The sequence below is a fragment of the Mesorhizobium sp. M7A.F.Ca.CA.002.09.1.1 genome (genome assembly GCF_003998555.1).
Lineage (GTDB): Bacteria > Pseudomonadota > Alphaproteobacteria > Rhizobiales > Rhizobiaceae > Mesorhizobium > Mesorhizobium ciceri.
Genome location: NZ_RZRR01001517.1, coordinates 1 through 593, shown reverse-complemented (window position 1 = coordinate 593; position 593 = coordinate 1). Strand labels below are relative to the sequence as shown.

The 593-nt window shown below is 55.0% G+C and carries 1 protein-coding gene; it reads right to left on the bottom strand.

Annotation, left to right across the window (positions count from 1 at the left end; all coding sequences use genetic code 11):
• Window positions 1–147: 147 nt before the first annotated feature.
• Window positions 148–282 carry a hypothetical protein gene (locus EN994_RS36800; protein ID WP_013531161.1) on the bottom strand — a complete coding sequence of 45 codons (135 nt, stop codon included), beginning with the start codon at window positions 280–282 and terminating at the stop codon, window positions 148–150.
• Window positions 283–593: the final 311 nt, after the last annotated feature.

Below are 593 nucleotides of genomic sequence, written 5' to 3'. Positions count from 1 at the left end.
GCGTGCAGCGGGGCCCGGAAGTGGCACGAACTGTTCAAGGGACAGGCAGCGTACAGCCTGTGCGCAGAACAAAAACGCCGCTCTGGCTGGAGGCAGGCGGCGTTGCAGTTTTAAAGCAGCGGCAGGGATGCGCTGCCTGGAAAATCTTCAGGCGACGAAGCCGAGGCGCGCCGCATTCATGGCGCCAGTCTGGCCGGGCATGGTGTTGGCGAGACGCTGACGCTCGAGAGCGGTGGTCAGGTTCATTTCGCGGCGGGCAAAGAGGCGGGCAAAAAGCTTCATAATCATCTCCATTCGGTTGCTCAGACGGGTCGCCTTCGCTTGATGGAGTGGGGCAGCTCGTTTGCTGGCGCTGATATAGGCTTGTGTAAGCAGAAACTAAATCGCAAAAGCGAACCGCTTGATATGAAATGCGACATCGATTGCGACAGATTTGGGCAAGGTGCTCAAAATTTACGATCATTTACAAGACATTAAGTGAAAACAGGAGCTGCTATGCGGCTTTCTCATATGCGTCATGCGTTGGCGACATGGCTCCAAAACTCATTTGTATACAAATAAAATAAAGAAGGCCTGCCGGGCGGTTCGCGCGG

Coding starts and splice junctions, on each gene's coding strand:
- EN994_RS36800 (WP_013531161.1), bottom strand. CDS start 282: ATGAAGCTTTTTGCCCGCCTCTTTGCCCGCCGCGAAATGAACCTGACC.